Annotated in this window: 15 protein-coding genes; 6 read left to right on the forward strand and 9 right to left on the reverse strand. The window is 70.9% G+C overall.

Features of this window, described 5'->3' with window-relative positions; all coding sequences use genetic code 11:
- From CEK66_RS00005 to hemH, 3 genes are all read right to left on the reverse strand, one after another.
- Nucleotides 1-1,682: methyl-accepting chemotaxis protein (locus CEK66_RS00005; RefSeq protein ID WP_152235528.1), on the reverse strand; the 1,682-nt coding region annotated here is incomplete at its 3' end.
- A 227-nt stretch (nt 1,683-1,909) separates the two neighbouring features.
- Nucleotides 1,910-2,752, reverse strand: coding sequence for an alpha/beta hydrolase (locus CEK66_RS00010; protein ID WP_152235529.1), 843 nt, complete (start codon nt 2,750-2,752; stop codon nt 1,910-1,912).
- Nucleotides 2,749-3,708, reverse strand: a complete 960-nt coding sequence (gene hemH / locus CEK66_RS00015) for a ferrochelatase (protein WP_017912113.1) — start codon at nt 3,706-3,708, stop codon at nt 2,749-2,751. Before hemH ends, CEK66_RS00010 begins: the two co-directional genes overlap by 4 nt.
- 167 nt (nt 3,709-3,875) lie before the next feature.
- Between hemH and CEK66_RS00020 the strand changes: the two genes are divergently transcribed.
- The 4 genes from CEK66_RS00020 to tatC all read left to right on the forward strand — a co-directional run bounded on the left by CEK66_RS00020 (nt 3,876) and on the right by tatC (nt 6,405).
- Nucleotides 3,876-4,775 (forward strand): YSC84-related protein, encoded by a 900-nt coding sequence (locus CEK66_RS00020; protein ID WP_148828608.1) that lies wholly within the window; start codon nt 3,876-3,878, stop codon nt 4,773-4,775.
- A 125-nt stretch (nt 4,776-4,900) separates the two neighbouring features.
- Complete coding sequence (gene tatA / locus CEK66_RS00025) at nt 4,901-5,131, forward strand: Sec-independent protein translocase subunit TatA (RefSeq protein WP_010340619.1); 231 nt, start codon at nt 4,901-4,903, stop codon at nt 5,129-5,131.
- 15 nt (nt 5,132-5,146) lie between these two features.
- Nucleotides 5,147-5,668 carry a Sec-independent protein translocase protein TatB gene (tatB, locus tag CEK66_RS00030; protein WP_017907960.1) on the forward strand — a complete coding sequence of 174 codons (522 nt, stop codon included), beginning with the start codon at nt 5,147-5,149 and terminating at the stop codon, nt 5,666-5,668.
- Nucleotides 5,665-6,405 carry a twin-arginine translocase subunit TatC gene (gene tatC / locus CEK66_RS00035; protein ID WP_017907961.1) on the forward strand — a complete coding sequence of 247 codons (741 nt, stop codon included), beginning with the start codon at nt 5,665-5,667 and terminating at the stop codon, nt 6,403-6,405. Before tatB ends, tatC begins: the two co-directional genes overlap by 4 nt.
- A 154-nt stretch (nt 6,406-6,559) precedes the next feature.
- On the opposite strand, the gene CEK66_RS00040 is transcribed toward tatC, so the two are convergent.
- From CEK66_RS00040 to CEK66_RS00065, 6 genes are all read right to left on the reverse strand, one after another.
- Nucleotides 6,560-7,459, reverse strand: a complete 900-nt coding sequence (locus CEK66_RS00040) for a BPSS1780 family membrane protein (RefSeq protein WP_017907962.1) — start codon at nt 7,457-7,459, stop codon at nt 6,560-6,562.
- A gap of 47 nt (nt 7,460-7,506) precedes the next feature.
- Entirely contained in the window at nt 7,507-8,277 is a 771-nt protein-coding gene (locus CEK66_RS00045) for a glutamine amidotransferase (protein ID WP_081613595.1), read from the reverse strand.
- A gap of 125 nt (nt 8,278-8,402) precedes the next feature.
- Complete coding sequence (locus CEK66_RS00050; RefSeq protein WP_152235530.1) at nt 8,403-11,102, reverse strand: bpX6 domain-containing protein; 2,700 nt, start codon at nt 11,100-11,102, stop codon at nt 8,403-8,405.
- Complete coding sequence (locus CEK66_RS00055) at nt 11,095-12,948, reverse strand: hypothetical protein (RefSeq protein WP_152235531.1); 1,854 nt, start codon at nt 12,946-12,948, stop codon at nt 11,095-11,097. Before CEK66_RS00055 ends, CEK66_RS00050 begins: the two co-directional genes overlap by 8 nt.
- Entirely contained in the window at nt 12,945-13,358 is a 414-nt protein-coding gene (locus tag CEK66_RS00060; RefSeq protein WP_152235532.1) for a hypothetical protein, read from the reverse strand. Before CEK66_RS00060 ends, CEK66_RS00055 begins: the two co-directional genes overlap by 4 nt.
- Nucleotides 13,355-14,476, reverse strand: a complete 1,122-nt coding sequence (locus tag CEK66_RS00065) for an AAA family ATPase (protein ID WP_152235533.1) — start codon at nt 14,474-14,476, stop codon at nt 13,355-13,357. Before CEK66_RS00065 ends, CEK66_RS00060 begins: the two co-directional genes overlap by 4 nt.
- 87 nt (nt 14,477-14,563) lie before the next feature.
- Between CEK66_RS00065 and CEK66_RS20760 the strand changes: the two genes are divergently transcribed.
- Together CEK66_RS20760 and CEK66_RS00070 are read left to right on the forward strand one after the other, a co-directional pair.
- Nucleotides 14,564-14,695 (forward strand): hypothetical protein, encoded by a 132-nt coding sequence (locus CEK66_RS20760; RefSeq protein WP_255325471.1) that lies wholly within the window; start codon nt 14,564-14,566, stop codon nt 14,693-14,695.
- A 107-nt stretch (nt 14,696-14,802) separates the two neighbouring features.
- A complete protein-coding gene (locus CEK66_RS00070; protein WP_152235534.1) occupies nt 14,803-15,612 on the forward strand; it encodes a substrate-binding domain-containing protein in 810 nt (269 codons plus the stop codon).
- Nucleotides 15,613-15,735: the final 123 nt, after the last annotated feature.

Genomic DNA, 15,735 nt, shown 5'->3' on the forward strand with positions numbered 1-15,735 from the left:
GCCAGGATGTTGGTCTGGAAGGCAATGCCGTCGATCACCGCGATGATCTCGCCGATCTTGCGCGAGGCCGCTTCCACGCCCTGCATCGCACCGACCGCCGCATCGATCGAAGCACCGCCCTGGCCGGCCACGGTCGCCGCGGCGTCGGCCAGCTGGTTGGCATGGTGCGCATGGGTGGCGTTCTGGCGCACGGTGTCGGTCAGGCGCGCCGCCGCACGGGCGGTGCGCTCCAGCGTGCCGGCCTGTTCGGCGCTGCGCTGCGACAGGTCCTGGTGGCCGCCGGCGATGGCGCCGGCCTCGGCATCGATCGCTGCGGCCGCGTGCTGGATGCCGGCCACGATCGCCGCGAGCTGGTCGGCGCTGGCGTTGGCATCGTCGCGCATGTCGGCGAACACGCCATGGAAGTCTCCATGCATGCGCACGCCGAGGTCGCCGCTGGCGATGGCGCGCAACAGCCCGGACAACTCGCCCAGGTTGCCGTCCACCGTCGCCATCAGTTGGTTGAGGCTCTCGAGCATGATGCGGAAATCGTGCTGGTGCGCGCCGAGATCGGCACGCGCGCTGAAGTCGCCGGCCGCGGCGGCCTCGGCCAGATGCCAGATGTCGCGGCTGAGCGTGCCGAGGTTGGCCTTGATCGCATCCATCGCCTCGGAGATCGCGGCCTGCTCGCCGGGCAGGCGCGGCATGTCCTCGCTGAGATCGCCGATGGCGTAGCGCCGCATCAGCGCCACCATCGACTGCGCGGTGCCCACGTGCAGGTCGACCAGCGCATTGGCGTCGCGCAGCAATTGGCCATAGTCGCCCGGGAAGGCGGCCGCATCGCCGCGGCAGGCGATGGCGCCGTCGGCATGCCGTTGCGCCATCCGCCGCTGCTCGGCCAGCACCGCGCGCAGTTGGGTCTGCATGGTCTGCATGCTGCGCAGCAGCTCGGCGGCCTCGTCGTTGCCCTGTGCCGGCAACACCGCGTCGAGTTGGCCGGCGGCGATCGCCGCGGCCACGCGGGTGCCTTCGCGCAGCGGCCGCACCAGGCTCTGGGTGATGCACCAGCCCAGCCACGCACTGACCGCCAGCAGCAGGCCGCCGCCGAGCAGCAGCAACCAGCGCGCGCGGGCCATGGTAGTCACCGCCTGCGCATAGGAGCCGTCGCTGAGCGTGCGCAGGTGCGCGGCGTTGCGCTGGATCGCCTGCTGCCACTGCGCCAGCAGCGGCTGCAAGGTGTACAGGTGCAAGGTCTGCGCATCCAGGTTCTGGTTGTCGGCGGCCATCGCCAGCACCTGCGACTGGAACGGCTGCACCTGCACATAGGCCTTGTCGATCGCCGCGCGCAGCTGCGCGCCGGTGCGGTCGGCCGGGTCCAGGCGCAGCGCGAACAGCTTGCGCCGTGCCTGCGCGTAGTCGCGCTGGGCCTGGCCGATCGCGCGCACCACCGCCTGCTTCTCGTCGGGGTTGGTCAGGATGACGTCGTTGAGCAGGCCGATCTCCAGCCGCGCCTGCGCCGCGACCATGGCGTTGGACAGGCGGATCTTCTCCATCTTGTCCAGGGCGATGTCGTCGAGCTGCTGGCGCGCCAGCGCCATCGACGCGAGGCTGGCCACGATCAGGGCACCGCAGATCAACAGCAGGGCAGCGAAGGCGAAGGTCAGGCGTGGGCCGACCCGGTAGCGGCGAAGGAGGCGGATCATGGAAGCGCGGCGTCAGGGCGAAAGGTGCGCGCTACGCTGTACGCCGAAGTTTTCCGAACCGCGACGGCACGGCGACAACATGTCGAACTGTGACGCCGCGAAAGGAACAATTGCGGCGGCCTGCGCAGCACCGGCGCCCACTGCGTCGCAATGTGCGTGCGCGATGCCCGGATGCGATGGTCGCGGCGGCGCAGACGCATGGCGACGCGGTCAGCGCCGCGTCTGCGTCAGAGGAAGCCGTGCAGCAACGCGGCCACCGCCGCCGGTTGTTCCATGTGCAGATGGTGGGTGCCGGGCAGCGTGTGCACGCGGCCGTCGCGCAGGCACGCCGCGCGCGTCAGGCGCAGCGACTCGGGCAGGATGTCCTGCGCCGGATCGGCGAACACCACCGCGGTCGGGCACTCGATGCCGGCCAGCAGCGCCTGCATCTGCGGCTCGGTCGGGCGGATCGCGGTGGGCAGGGTCAGCCGGCGGTCGCTGCGCCACACGTAGCCGCCGTCCACCGCGCGCACGCCGCGTTCCACCAGCAGCCGCGCGGCCGGCTCGCTGAGCTGGTTGGCCAGCATCCGCGCCCGCACCGGCGCGGCCAGATCGGGAAAGACGCGCAACGGCGTGGCGGTGGCACGGCGGGTACTGGCGACGCTGTTGCGCAGCCGTTCCACCGCGCCCGCCTCGCTCTCGGCCAGGCCGCCCAGCATCTCGATCGCCACGAACTTCTCGATGCGTTGCGGCGCCGCGGCGGCCAGCAGGCTGGCGATGGCCGCACCCATCGAATGGCCGATCAGCACGAAGCGCTCCCAGCCCAGCGCATCGGCCGCGTCCAGCACCGGGTGCAAGGCGCTGGTCAGCAGGTATTCGGCACCATCGGGCAGGTCGCTGCTGTGGCCATGGCCGGGCAGGTCCAGCATCACCAGGTCCAGCTGCGGCAGATGCCGGCTCAGCGGCACGAAGCTGGCGGCGTTGTCGAGCCAGCCGTGCAAGGCCAGCGCCTTGGGTCCCTCCGGGTCGCCGCTGCGCAGTCCGGCCAGCGCGCCCACCCGCGACGGGCAGGCAAAAGCACGCAAACTCATGCGGCGCGGGCCGCCAGTTGCGCCAGCGCGCGCGCGTGCGCCGGGGCGTCGTTGAGACAGGGGATGTAGCGCACCTGCATGCCGCGTTCGGCGCAGGTCTCGACGAAGCCCATCGCCACTTCTTCCAGGGTTTCCAGGCAGTCGGTGGCGAAGCCGGGACAGAGTACGTCCACCTGCTTGACCCCCTGCCCGGCAAGCTCCCACAGCCGCGGCTCGGCGTACGGGCGCAGCCAGCGCTCGGCGCCGAAGCGCGACTGGTAGCCGAGCTCCCACTGGCCCGCCTCCAGGCCCAGTGCGGTGGCGATCGCCTGCGCGCTGGCTTCGCAGCGCTGCGGGTAGGGATCGCCGTTGTTGGCCACGCGCTGCGGCAGGCCGTGGAAGGAGAAGAACAGCCGCTCGCCGCGGCCATGCTGCGCCCAGTGCGCACGCACGCTGTCGGCCACCGCCGCGACCCAGGCCGGATCGGTCGGGTAGTCCTCGATCAGGTGCACCGGCAGCTGCGGATGGCGCGCCTGCCAGGCCTGCACCACGTCCTCGATCGAGGCGGTGGTGGTGGTCGAATACTGCGGGTACAGCGGCAGCACCACGATCCGGCGCACGCCCGCCTCGCGCAGCGCGTCCAGGGCCGGCGCCAGCGCCGGCGCGCCGTAGCGCATCGCCCAGGCCACGCGGTGCCCGGGCAGCTCGCGCTGCATGCCCTCGGCCAGGCGGCGGGTGTACACCGCCAGCGGCGAGCCGTCCGCCAGCCACACCTGGGCGTACTTCTCCGCCGATTTCGGCGAGCGCCGCGGCAGGATCACCCAGTGCAGCAGTGGCCACCAGAACAGCCGCGGGATCGCGACCACGCGCTTGTCGCCAAGGAACTCGGCCAGGTAACGGGCGACCGCAGGCGCGGTCGGCGCCTCGGGCGTGCCTAGATTCACCACCAGGATGGCGGTCTCGGGTGCGTCGGACATGCGCGCATTGTGGCAGAGCGCGCGCGTTGCGGCGTGTCGATCCGTTCGATCGCGGCGATCGACGGCGCCTGCATGCGGTGCCGGCACCACTCATTGCCGATTCATTGCCCTGTGACTAAGTTCAAGGACTTGCAGTATCTTGCTGCGGACCTATTTCGGAGCCCGCCATGCCCCTCCTGCCGCGCCTCGCCCTGTTGTTGAGCACCCTGTTGTTCGTCGGCCACGCCGTGGCCGGACCGGAAGAGGACGAGCGCGCCCGCAACGCGCTGCGCGTGCTGACCGACATCCAGAAGATTCCCGAGCAGGCCATCCCCGACAAGCTGCTCGACGAGGGCCGCGCCATCGTGGTGATCCCGGACACCCTCAAGGCCGGCCTGGTGATCGGCGGGCGTCGCGGCCACGGCCTGATGTCGGTCAAGCGCCCCGACGGCACCTGGTCCAACCCGGTGTTCGTCAAGCTCACCGGCGGCAGCATCGGCTTCCAGGTCGGCGTGCAGTCCTCCGACGTGGTGCTGGTGTTCCGTAACGACCGCAGCCTGGACAACATCGTCAACGGCAAGTTCACCCTCGGTGCCGATGCCGGCGTCGCCGCCGGCCCGGTCGGGCGCAACGCCGCCGCTGCCACCGACGGCCAGCTCAAGGCCGAGATCTGGTCGTGGTCGCGCGCGCGCGGCCTGTTCGCCGGCGTCGCCCTAGATGGCGCCGCGTTGCAGATCGACGATGCCGCCGACCTCAACGCCTACGGCAGCAACACCACCCCGCGGATGATCTTCGAAGGCCGCACCACCAACCGGCCGTCCAACGACATCGTCGCCTTCCGCGACAAGCTCGAGGAAGCCACCTACGCCGCGCGGCAGAGCCGTGGCACCGACAGCAATGGCAGCCCGGGCGCCGCCCCGGCACCGGCGGCCATGCCGGCGCCGCAGGCCACGCCGGAACCGACCGCCGCGCCCGACGCCGCTGCCAGCACCGTCCCCCTGCAGGGCCAGGCGCAACCGGCGCAGCAGGGCTTCCAGCCGGTGTCCGACGGCGAGATCCGCACCGAGAAGCTCGACGGCGATCGCTGAGCGCGGTTCCCAACGCCACCTGTCCATCCCGTCGTGCCGGCCTGCCTGCACGGCCGGGAGAGGTAACGCGGCGCGGCGCGGTGCGTTATCCTGCGGGTTCCTTACGACTTTTCTGCGAGCGGATCATGGGCAGTCTTAGCATCTGGCACTGGCTGGTGGTGCTGGTGATCGTGCTGCTGGTGTTCGGCACCAAGCGGCTGACGAGCGGCGCCAAGGATCTGGGCAACGCGGTCAAGGAATTCAAGAAAGGCATGCGCGACGACGACAAGCCCGCCGGCCAGCTCGGCGACGAGACGCGCAGCAGCAGCGAGCCGTCCCGCCAGACCCAGGCCGAACGCGACCGCGACGCGCACTGACGGGACCCCGCCGGCGTGTTCGATATCGGATTCAGCGAACTGCTGGTGATCGCGGTGGTGGCCCTGGTGGTGCTCGGTCCCGAGCGCCTGCCCAAGGCGGCGCGCTTCGCCGGATTGTGGGTGCGCCGCGCCCGCGCGCAGTGGGACTCGGTGAAGCAGGAACTGGAACGCGAACTGGAAGCCGAGGAACTCAAGCGCAGCCTGCACGACGTGCAGAGCTCGCTGCGCCAGGCCGAGACCCAGTTTCGCGATGGCAGCGAGGAACTGCAGCGGCAGACCGAGGCGCTGCGCCGCGAGATCGATCCGAACCCGCCGGTGCCGCCTGCCGACAGCGCGCCGTCTACCGTGCCGCCAGCGACAGCCGCCGCAATCGACGCCCCGACTGCGCACGCTCCCGAGACGGACACGCCCCTGCCCACGCACTCTGCCGCGACGGTGCCCGCCGCCGCGCGCGGTGCCGCCGCACCGCATCCGGCGTCCACCGCCACGGCGCACACCGGCCAGCCGCCCTCCATTGATCCGGAGGCGCCGCGATGAACGTGGAAGCCGAGAGCAGCCTGATCGAACACCTGATCGAACTGCGCGCGCGGCTGATGCGCGCGCTGATCGGCCTGGGCGTGGTGGTGGTGGCGCTGCTGCCCTTCTCCAAGCGCCTGTACTCCTGGCTGGCGGAGCCGATGCTGGCGCAGTTGCCGGTGGGCCAGAGCGTCATTGCCACGCACCCGGCCGGCGCGGTCATCGCGCCGCTGAAGCTGGCGTTCTTCCTGGCCCTGTTCGTGTCCGCCCCCTGGCTGCTGTACCAGGCCTGGGCCTTCGTCGCCCCCGGCCTGTACCAGCGCGAGAAGCGCCTGGCGCTGCCGCTGCTGGCCTCGGCAGTGCTGCTGTTCTACCTCGGCTGCGGCTTCGCCTACTTCCTGGTCCTGCCGGCGGTGTTCCACTTCCTGACCACGTTCAAACCGGACGTGATCCAGCTCACCCCCGATGCCGGCGCGTACCTGGACTTCGTGCTGGCGATCTTCTTCGCCTTCGGCGCCAGCTTCGAACTGCCGGTGGCGCTGGTGATCCTGGCCCTGCTCGGCTGGGTGACCCCGCAGCAACTGCGCGAGGGCCGCGGCTACGCAGTCGTCGGCATCTTCGTGCTGGCCGCCGTGCTGACCCCGCCGGACGTGGTCTCGCAACTGATGCTGGCGATCCCGATGTGCCTGCTCTATGAGCTGGGCATCATCGCCGCAGCGGCGGTGACCAAGAAGCCGGGAATCGAGGCACGGGAATAGGGAATCGGAACAGCGGTTCGCTGCATACCCACCATTACCACGCGGCTTGACGGCAATCTGCCGCACACAGCAAAACGGCCCCGAGGGGCCGTTTTGCTGTTGCTGTGGCTCTTACGATTCCCGACTCCCGACTCCCGATTCCCCAATCCCGGCGCTACGCCACAAAGACGTTGGAGGGCGGCGGCGGCACCGCCGGCGCCGCATCGCCGGCGTGCACGAACATCTGCTTCCAGGCCGCGTACACGATCCCGGCCAGGACCGGCATCAGCAGCGCCATCAGCAGCAACTGCGCGACCAGCGCGGCCACGGCGGTGCCGACGAGGAGCTGCAGCACCAGCATCACCACGGTCAGCGCGAAATAGAACGCGAACATGGCCAGGAAGGCGAGGACGAAGAACACCAGCATCGCCGGCAGGTTGTGCAGGCAGGCGCGCAGGCCGTGCCCGATGGCGGCGATACCGTTGCGGCCGTCGAACATCACCTGCGGCGCGAACAGGAACAGGGTCAGCGCCACCGCCACGAACCCGACCGCCACCAGCATCAGCCACAGCAGGATGCGCAGCGCCGGCAGGGTCGCGACCAGTTGCTCCACCTGCAGCGGATCCGGCTGCGCGCCGGACTGGCCCAGCTCGTTGAGCTTGTTCATCACCGTGGTCAGCTGCATCCACCCGTCCGGACCGATCACCACCACCGCCAGCAGCGCCAGCGCCAGCCCGACCACCACCTGCGGCAGCAACGCCACCAGCAGGTTCGGCGTGCGACCGCCGTGCAGGCCCTGCAGCAGGTGCGCCGGCTCGGCGCTGCGGCCCTGGTCGACCTCGCGCACGGCCCACACCAGCCCGCCGAACAGCAATGGCCCGGCCAGCCCCATCAGCAGTTGCGCCAGCATGCCCAGGGTCGGGTTGAGCACGCCCAGGAACAGGGCGATCAGCGCCGCCAGGCCCCAGATCAGTCCGAGCCGGCCCAACGCCCACGGCGCCCGCCGCAGCAGGGACATGCCGGCCAACAGCCATTCCGCGCCGGCCGAGGCCGGCAGCTTGCGAATCTCGATCATTGCCAATCCGAAGTGGGGGACGCCGTACAGCGCGGCGACTGCACAGATTATCGCGGTTTTGCCTGGCCGCTGCTGTGCTGCCCGCGTGCGTGCTGAACGAAGCGCCGCAACAGTTTGCGTGCCAGCGGTGCGGCGCTGACCTCGCGGGCGATGGTACGGGCGCAGCGTCCGGCGCTGCGTAGACAGTCCGCGCGCGCCTGCACGTAGCCGCGCATGTGGTGGGTGGCGAACTCCGGATGGAACTGCAGGCCCCAGGTCGCCTCGCCCCAGCGGAACGCGTGGCACTGGTCCTGCGCCGAGTGCGCCAGCACCGTGGCGCCGGACGGCGCGCGCAGCACCGTCTGCAGATGCGTGGCATGCGCGGGGAAGCGAGGCGGCAGGCCGGCGAACAGCGGATCCTCGGCGGCGGGCGGGTGCAGTTCGATGTCCACCGTGCCCGATTCGCGCCCGGCCGGGTTGTAGGCGACCTCCCCGCCCAGCGCGTGCGCCAGCAGCTGGTGCCCGTAGCAGATGCCCAGCAGCGGCGTGCCGTCCTCGGCGGCTTCGCGCAACCAGGCCGCCGAGCGTTCGCTCCACTCGGCCCGATCGGTGACGAACGCCGCCGAGCCGGTGACGATCACTCCGGCGAAGTCGCCCCGCGCCGGCAAGGCTTCGCCGGCGGCGACGTTCGTCACCACCGTCTCGCGCTCGGCCAGGCCGGCGGCGACGCGGATCCAGTGCGGGAAGCGTCCGTAGCGGCGCATCGTCGCCACCGGCTCACCGGTTTCGAGGATCAGGAAGGGCGCAGCACGGCGACGGACGGGAGAAGCGAACGGCATGGTGGGATTCTAGACGCCGTCGCCGTGGATTGTTCAAGGCCGCGCGGCGGTGGCGGCATAGCCATATAACTGGCGATCATGAGGCGATGTGGGCCTGTCCGGAGACAAGACGCAACGCCGCCGGTTTAGTGCAGCGACAGCGCATGCGCCAGCGCCAGCGACAGGTCGATATCCAGCAGGCGGCCGTCCTCCGTGAACAGCAACAGGTGCCCCGGCTGCTCGCGCGCCTGCAGGGACAACCCGCTCGGTAACGCCAGATCGGCAATGCGATCGCCGTCGGAGAAGCGAACAATGAAGTAACGGCTGGCCTGATCCAGACGAACGCCAGCCAGCATCCCGTGTTCGAGCGCGACGAAGCGCGCATCGACCGTCTCCGATGGCATCGGCGGCAGCACGCACACGCCCCGGGCGTTGCCATTGCGGAATACGAAGGCATTGGCCCCGTCCTCGTTCACCTCCAGACGTGGTTGCTGCATCCCGCCCAGGCGATGTGGCATGACCGGCACATCAGGCTGCAGGACGATGTCATCGCGCCCGCGCAGGCGCCTGTGCGGCAGCATGTACGTCCACTCCTGCAAGGTCTCGGCGGTACGCACCAGGAACACCTCGCAGTCCTCGAAAAAGGCGGCGGCGACGATCGAACCTGGCAGGTCACCGACGTGCCACAGTACCTCCATCAGCCCCTTGCCGACGTCGATGACCAGAATGCGGCCGTCCACCACCACGGTCCAGCCAGTCCCGATGAGGGTAGGCGCGGCGAACTGCAGGGCCAGTGCGCCGAGTTCGATGCTGCTGCGGGTGGTCAGGTCGAGCCGCGCGATCCGCGAGACGCGCTCGCGCGGCGCCAGCGCCAACGCGACCTGCCCGCTGGCCGCGAGCACCAACCGATACGCCGGCACCGCATAGTGCTGAACCACCCGTCCATGGGCATCAAGGACGGCCGCGCCGGCCTCGCCCAGAGCGACCAGATACTGCCGGTCGGGCAGGACTGCGGCGTCGTGGATTCGCTGCACGCCGGCGGCAGGCAGCGCCAGCGCCAGGGGGCTGCGCAGGCGCCAGAAGGGCGTCGGCTGGCCCGCCTGCGCGACGCGCCACGGCGGCATGTCGCTCTTCAGGCAAGGATCGGCCGCCATTTTCAGCAGGCGCTCCAGATCGCTGCGCCCCAGACCGTTGCGGCCGGCGCTGCAATCGGCGGCGACGGCGGGGAGCACGCAGGCGGCCAGACGCCGCAATGCGGCGCTGTTGCCGCCGATCGCCAGCAAGGCATTCGCCAGCGCCGCGCGCGGCTGCGGGTCGGCCGCAGGATCGGCCAACGCCTCGATCCTGTCGGCGTACTGCTGCAGCGTGTCAGGCAACAGGCTGGCGCGCTGCACCAGGGCGCGGGCCGACAAGGCAGCGCCGGCCTGTTCTGCGGCCAGCAACCATTGCAACGCGAGATCGCGTGCCTCGCGCAGCGGCCAGACCACCTCGACCGCTTCCAGCCAGTCGCCGCTCTCGACCAGGGCGTGGCCCCATTCCAGCCGCAACTGCGCCGCCAGCGCCGGATGGGCGCCCTGCAACTGGCTGACTGCGTCGGCGAAGGCGCGGTCGCGCCGGGCAACCTGGGTCGCACGGCGGACATCGCCGCCCAGCATCAGCAGCCGGATGATCAGGGCCGGCGGCATCTCCCAACCCATGGCCAACTCGGCCGCCTGCGCGTGGCGCCCATGCTCGACCAGGTAATCCAACGCCTCCTGGCGCGCATTGAGCAGTTCGGCCAGGACGAACACCGCTTCGTCGATCCGGCCCTTGCGGTTCAGCGCGGCGAACGCCTCCCGGTACATGCGCCGCAGGTGCGTGGTCAGATCTTCGCCCAGGTCCAGGCTGGCGCCCTGCCCGATCCGTCCCGAGAGTTGCAGGCTCTCGCGCCGCTCAGGCGTACCGAACGCCTGCCCCAGCGACTGCCCAGTCGCATCCACGGGCAGGGCATTGCGCAAGGCTTCGTCCAGGTCGCCGCGGTCGAACATCGCCATCATCCGGCGCAGGTAGGCACCATGCCGATACCCGATCAGCTTGCCTACTCGGCTGATTGCGGCCAGCCGTGCGAGGGTATCGCGCCAGGCACTGGGCCGCCGCTGCGCGCGCTGGCGTGCGGGAATACCGCCACTGGCCGCCGCCGGCACCCTGATCCCCGACCCCGGCAGCCAGCGCGCCAACAAGGCGACGACGGCGCCGAGCATGCCTTCGCGCACCGCCGCGATGCCGTCGCGCAGCGCATCTGCCGTACGCGCACCGGCCATCGCCCGCAGGAACGCCTCGCCTTCCGCGCTGCGTGGCGGGATGGCCCGACCCAATACACTGCGCACGTCCTTTCCCTGCAACTGCGCCACGTCCAGCACCGGCGACGCGACGTGGCAATTGAAGGGCTCAAGTACCCGGTAGGCGTCCAACGCGATCGCCTCGGACAGGTCCAGCACCTCGCCCTGGGCGAAGCGCAGCCCCACCACGGCGGCGCCGGCGACCAGGCCGATTTCCATGGCCGGCAACGCGGCCCGTTCCTCGTCCGTCAACGGTGCCGAGTACAACGTCCCGTGCAGGCGGCGCATGGGTACCTCGCCCATCGTTTCGCACTGCAGCGGCTGCGCGCGGGCGAAGCACAGCATGTCGCCGGCCGCGAACCGATAGGCCCGGCAACCAGGGTGCCAGGCGGCCAGCATACGTGCCGTTCGCACCGGCGCCGGCAGCACGTCGGCGGGCCACCACAGCGCGTCCAGCGCCTGCCATCCGCGCCACATCGGGTCGCGTACCGCGGCGGCGGCGGACGCGGCCTGCTTCGCCTCAGTCATCACGGTCGTCCCCGCGCTGTCCCTGCGCCTGCAGCAGTACTTTGCCTCCGCCCTCGCCCAAAACACGCAGTTGCCCAGCCATATCGACCAGAGCAACCCCGCTACCGTCCGGCGCCACCGAGGCGGCGCTGATGTCGTTCGATGCCTGGTACACGATCTCCTGGCCCTGTTCGCCGATCGCGATCACGGTGCGTCGGTCGGGGCGCAGCAGCAACAGCCGGCTGCGCTCTGGACGCTGCGGATCCTGTACCGGACCCAGCAGCTTCGCGCCTGCCGGCAGGCGCAGTTCCAACTCGGAAAAGCCGTCCTGGGGTCCGCCCTGGTACAGGCGGCAGATACCGCCATCGTCGTGCTGACCGGGGTACTCCAGGCACAACGCGCCGCGCCAATGGCCTTCCCGCACCTGTCCGCGGACCAGCAACCGGACCGGACGCGCCGGCACCGCCAACTGGGTCAGCAGTTCGATATTGCCTTCGCGGTGCAGGTAGTTGACACGTAGGCGGTCGTCTTCGCAGCGGGCATACAACAGACGCTGCCCGTCGATCTGCTGCATCGCCAGTACCCGATCGTCCACCTGGACATGCGCGGGCATGTCGCGTCCGGGGCGCGTGCTGGCGTTGGTCCAGGACAGCAGTCGCCCAGCGGCGTCCAGGATCACCACACGCTGCGTCTGCGATTTGCTCGCTCGCAGCCAGGCGCAGTGCAGCCAGGACGCGGCGCCGGGCGCAGCGGCGAACGCATCGGCCGGCGGCCGCGCGACGGGCTGGAACCACGGCATCTTCCAGAAGTACAGCCCGTCGTGCACGGCGGCCACGCCAGCCAGCTCCTTGTTGGCGATCACGCCGCACAGCAACTCGCCGCTGGCCGGCCAGGCGCTGTAGCGCGGCTTGGCCTTCTTGCGCCTGCCCTCCTCGCGGAGCGTGAGCAGCACCGCCTGATGGGTCCCGGCCAGCGGCAGCGCCAGATGCCGGCCATCGATACTGAACAGCGGCGGTTGCCGCAATGACAAGCGGCCGTTCAGGGATTCGGTCGCGACCACGGCCCCGGGCATGGCCAGCGGCGCCGGCGCCAGCAGGAACTCGCCGCGCAGCAGCCGCGAGGCGCGGCCTGCGTCGGGCAGGCCGAGCGTCAGTTGGCGATGCGCCCGTGGCGTCCTGACCGACACCGACAGCCGATCGTCGAAGCCGTGCCGGATTCGGACCTGATGGTCGCCGCGGCCGGGCGCGACGTCGCCGGCGGTCATCCACCAGCACTCGATGGCCGCTTGGCCATGGCCGGCGAGATGGCGCTGCCAGGCGGTGTGCTCGGTCTGCGTCGCCAGCGCGTGAGTCCGCGCCTGCAGCAGCGCGCGCAAGGCCTCCGCGCTCGCCTCCTCATGTACCTCGCCCGGCCGCTGCAGCACGCCCCAGGCGAAGCGCGCGCCGGCCGCTTGCGCGCGCCGCGCCAACAGGATCCACATCGCCACATGCAGCAGGCGCGGCGCGCCGCGTTGCGCCGGGCCAGCGTCGAACAGCGCCAGGACCAGCGCGTCGCTGCGTGGGCGGGCGAGCTTGGGCGCCAGGAACAGGTGTTCGTAGTGCGCGGCGCGGCGCAGGAATTCGTCGGGCAGCAGGTCGGCCACCGCCCATTCGCTCAGGACCAGGCGTTCGTAGGGACCGCGGCGGCGCAGATCGTCGATCCCGTCCGGATCGGCGACACCGCGCTGCATGCGCGCCGCGCCGCGACCGAGCAGCGGATCCAGCCGCAGCAGCCAGTCGCCGACCATCGCCGCGATGTCCGCATCGAACCACGCCAGCCACGCATGCCATGGCTGCAGCGCCGGCGGCAGCGGAAATGCCGCATTCATACGGCCCAGCGCCTGCGGATCTGCTCCAGCACCGCCGCACCGGCCGGCAGCAGCCGCTGCAGCGGCACCAGCACCGACGGCGTGCGCAGCAGCAGCCAGGGCGCCCCCGGATGACGCCGCGCCACGGCCTGGGCTAGCAGATCCAGCGGAATGTCCGGGCACTGCGTCGTCGGCAGCCACAGCCCCGGCGCGGCCGGACGCGGCGCGATGTACTGCCCCTCGTCGATCCACGGCAGCGCCGCCTCCGGACCGGTCACCACCACCAGGTCGGCGGTCGCCGCCACCATCAGCACGTCGGGCTGCGCGCTGCGCGCGACACACGCCAGCAGGCGCTGCGCGCGCTGCCTGCCCACGCCGACCACGCCCTGCGGCGGCGGCGGTGCAGGATCGTCCTGCCACCCCCAGGTCATGCGCTGGCGCCGATCCACTCGATCAGGCGCGCGCGCTCGACGGCCAGCAGTTCCGGCAAGGAGGCAGCGGTGAAGTTGGCATCGATCTCGCGCAACACCGCTTCGGCGCCGGGCGCATCGACCGCACCGGCATCGGCCAGACAACGCTGGGCGGCTTCCAGCAGCCGCGCTACCCGGGACAGCGGCTGCAGTGCCGCCTGTTCCGCGGCGGCACGCAGGGTCGGATTGGCGGCCAGCGCAAGGGTCTCGCGCAGCGCGTCCTGCGCGGCGGCCTGCGATTCCCGCGTCGGCATCACATAGAACAACGGCCACAGGTCCGCTTCGGCCGCGACGCTACGGCCGGCCAGCACCGCCGCGGCCGCCACCAGGCGCTGGGTCTTGACGATGCGGCGGTCGGATAGCGCCAGGCCGGCGGCGCGCAGGGTCCGGATCGCCTGCGCCAGCAGGCGGCGTGCGTCGTCCATCCGCACCTGCCGGACCTGACCGGCAAGAATGTCCAAGTCGGCCAGATGGGCCGCCGGCACTACCGCGCTGCGCTCGACCTGCCAACCGCCGGCCAGCAGCGCTTCCAGTTGGTGGTCCGGCACCGCGTCGACGAACACATGCAGCAGGAAGCGATCGGCGAACGCCGCCAGCGACTCGTCATCCGGCAGCGCATTGGCCGCGCCCACGCAGATGCGCAGCGGGCAGGCCAGATCGGTATGGCCGCGGCGGAAGCGGCGTTCGTTCAACACCCCCAGCAAGGTATTGAGGATGGCCGTGGAGCCCAGAAATACCTCGTCGAGAAACGCGACGTCCGCCTCCGGCAGCATCCCGGCGACGTCGGTTTCGACCACGCCCTCGCGCAACTTGCGCAGATCGACCGGGCCGAACAGTTCCGACGGCTCGGTGAAGCGGCCCAGCAGATACTCGAAGTAGCGACCGCCGAGCGCGGTGGCGACGCGCCGGACCACCGCGCTCTTGGCGGTGCCGGGCGGACCGACGATCAGCAGATGCTCCTCGGCGATCGCCGCCAGCACCATCAGTTCGGCGAGTTGATCGCGCTCGATCAGACCGGTGGTGGCGGAACGGACGGCCTCGCGGACGCGGGCGGCGGCAGATGCGGTGGTGGTGGACATGCAGGCGATCGGCAGGGTGCGCCGTGCGTGGCGGTACACGCCACGGCAAACAGGACGGAGGGTTCGAATGCACTCTAGAACAATCCGATGACGGCGAACACCGCGACCGCCGCACTGCGTGCGATGGCGGCGCGCGTTCCTGGTCCTGGCCCGACGACGACGGGCGGCAATGGCGCGACCGAGGCGGTGCCGCGCATTGCCCTGCGTGGATCGCGCTGACGATCTGGCACGGCACGCGGCCAGGTTCCGATGCACCGGCAGCGGCTTCCCGCCCTCTTCAGCGCCGATCACGCAGGCTATCGCGCTTTCCTCCAGGCAGGTTCGCCATGCGCCGTTCCCTGATTCCCTTGACCCTGGCCGCGCTGCTGCTCGCCTCCACGTCCGCATCGGCTGCGACGGCGCCGGGTGCGGACCGCGCGGCCCCGCCCACGACGCGGGAGGTGCTCAGTTCCGGCGGCATCATGGGCGCGATCCGCGCGGTGGCGCCCGACTACGAACGGGCCACCGGGGTAAAGCTACACATCGAGGCGGCGCCGTCGATGGGCGACACCCCGCAGGCGATCCCCAACCGCCTCGCCCGCCACGAGCCGGCGGACGTGCTGCTGATGGTCGGCGCGGCGCTCGACACGCTGGTGGCCAGCGGCCAGGCGCGGCCCGCCAGCCGCGTGGACCTGGGCGAGTCCTACATCGCCATGGCGGTCAAACAGGGCGCGCCCACGCCGGACATCTCCACGATGGCGGCCTTCCGCAAGACCCTGCTGGACAGCCAGTCGGTGGCCTACTCCGACAGCGCCAGTGGCGTCTACCTGTCGCGCACGCTGTTTCCGCGGATGCGGCTCGGCGCCGGGTTCGCCGCCAAGGCGCAGATGATTCCCGCCGAGCCGGTCGACGCGGTGGTCGCACGCGGTCAGGCGCAGCTCGGTTTCCAGCAACTGAGCGAACTCAAGCCGGTCCCCGGCATCACGATCGTTGGCCTGATTCCCAAGCAGGCGCAGCAGATGACGCTGTACTCCGGCGCCGTCGCCAGCACGCAGCCGCAGGCGGCGCAGGCGCTGCTGGACTACCTGGCGTCCCCGGCTGCCGCCAAGGCGATCGCCGACAACGGCCTCACACCGCTCGCCGGAAAGAAGAAATAGCCGCGGTACGGATCGCGGCGCTGCGTCCGGCATCATCGTCCGGCGCGTGGGCGGCGCGCATCATGGCCTGTCGTGTGGCTTGGCGGGACGCGCCGTGGCCATGTAGATACCGTCTTCCCCCCT

It is taken from the genome of Xanthomonas sp. LMG 12460, assembly GCF_009192895.1.
Classification (GTDB): Bacteria; Pseudomonadota; Gammaproteobacteria; order Xanthomonadales; family Xanthomonadaceae; genus Xanthomonas_A; species Xanthomonas_A sontii.